The 1,441-nt window shown below is 62.2% G+C and carries 2 protein-coding genes and 1 pseudogene; all 3 read right to left on the bottom strand.

Annotation, left to right across the window (positions count from 1 at the left end; genetic code table 11):
• A partial coding sequence (locus tag ABX74_RS02075) for an FAD-binding oxidoreductase (RefSeq protein ID WP_047888116.1) occupies window positions 1-753 on the bottom strand: 753 nt, incomplete at its 3' end.
• Between the two features lie 4 nt (window positions 754-757).
• Complete coding sequence (gene paaD, locus ABX74_RS02070; protein WP_044480149.1) at window positions 758-1,216, bottom strand: 1,2-phenylacetyl-CoA epoxidase subunit PaaD; 459 nt, start codon at window positions 1,214-1,216, stop codon at window positions 758-760.
• 50 nt (window positions 1,217-1,266) lie between these two features.
• Window positions 1,267-1,441 (bottom strand): annotated as a pseudogene (locus tag ABX74_RS02065) (phenylacetate-CoA oxygenase subunit PaaI); the annotation flags it as partial.

Raw genomic sequence — 1,441 nt, 5'->3', positions numbered from 1 at the left:
GTCGACGTAGAACAGCTCGTGATGGATGCGATCCTTGGCAATTCCCAAGCCGGCCAGCACTTCCTGGGCGTCGTTGACCATCCCGAAGGGGCCACACAACCAGAATCCGTCGACTTGGTCGTACGGCACGAGAGAGGTGAAGATCTCACGCAACCGGTCGGCGTCGAGACGGCCCGAGAACAACTCGACCTCTCTCGGCTCGCGAGAGAGAATGTGAATGACGTCCAGGCGTGCACCGTACCGGTCCTTCAGGTCGGCGATTTCTTCGGCGAACATCACCGAACGAGTACGCCTGTTCCCGTACAGCAGGGTGACATCGGCCTCGGGGTTCGCCAAAAGTGTTGCAGCGATGGAAAGCATGGGCGTGATGCCTGAGCCCGCCGCGATCAGAACGTGCCGTCCACCCAGTGCCGGATCGGCGACAAAATTGCCCGAGGGGCCCTGGACGTCGATTTGATCCCCGGCCTTGACGTCGCGCACCAACCAGGTGGAGAAGAGTCCGTCTGCTACTTCGCGAACCCCCACACGTGGAGACGCCCCGACCGGTGCACAGATCGAGTAGGAACGACGGTGTTCGACGCCGTCGATCATCCGCCGCAGTGTCAGTGACTGCCCGGCGCCGAAATCGAATTGATCGGCGATATCGGCAGGCACGTCGAAGGTGACGGCAACTGCGTCGTCGCACAGTGATTCGACACCGGCAACCGTCAACGGGTGAAAGGGTTTGTTCCGGTTCGTCGTTGCGGTACTCATCTGTTCAGATCTCCTTCACGTGATCGAACGGCTCGAGGCAGTCGAGGCAGCGATACAGCGCTTTGCACAGGGTCGCACCGAATTCCGAACTCAGTCTGGTGTTTGCCGAACCGCACTGGGGGCAGAGGATGTCGCGGGGCTTGGCCGTCAAGGTCAATGCGATCGGCCCCGAGGTGCGGCGCGGCGCTGCCCCCGGCACCGAGTACCCAGCCGTTCGAAGTTTCGCGAGCCCCTCCTCGCTGATCCAATCCGAACTCCAAGGCGGCGACAGTTGAGTCTTGATCTGGACGCTGCCGTATCCCGCATCGTTCAGCTTGTGCTCGATGTCGTCTCGCATCGTCGCCATTGCGGGACACCCGGAATAGGTGGGAGTGATTGTCACACAGACGAAGTTCGCTTCGACGTCGACCGATCGGATGACGCCGAGGTCGGCCAGAGTAAGCAGTGGCATCTCCGGATCCATCACCGAGGCGACGATCTCCTGCGCGGAAGAGACGGTGGTGGCAGCCACGGTCACCACACCCCTTCCGGGTGCTCCCGAGCGACGCTCTGCATTTCGGCAAGAAGAAGTCCCAGCGCCCCGGTGTGCAGTCCGGCACGTCCGCCGCGGCCGCCGACGAAACCGGAGAAACGTGAAGGCGGCTCTTCCATTTCGGCCGCATGGAGGACCTGGGCAAGAACAGCGTCG

The organism is Rhodococcus sp. ARP2, from assembly GCF_001029585.1.
Taxonomy (GTDB): Bacteria; Actinomycetota; Actinomycetes; order Mycobacteriales; family Mycobacteriaceae; genus Rhodococcus_F; species Rhodococcus_F erythropolis.
This window is presented reverse-complemented; position numbering and strand designations above follow the sequence as displayed.

What these genes read in the sequence shown, in the direction of transcription:
- paaD (WP_044480149.1), bottom strand. Translation starts at nt 1,216, where the DNA reads ATGGATCCGGAGATGCCACTGCTTACTCTGGCCGACCTCGGCGTCATC.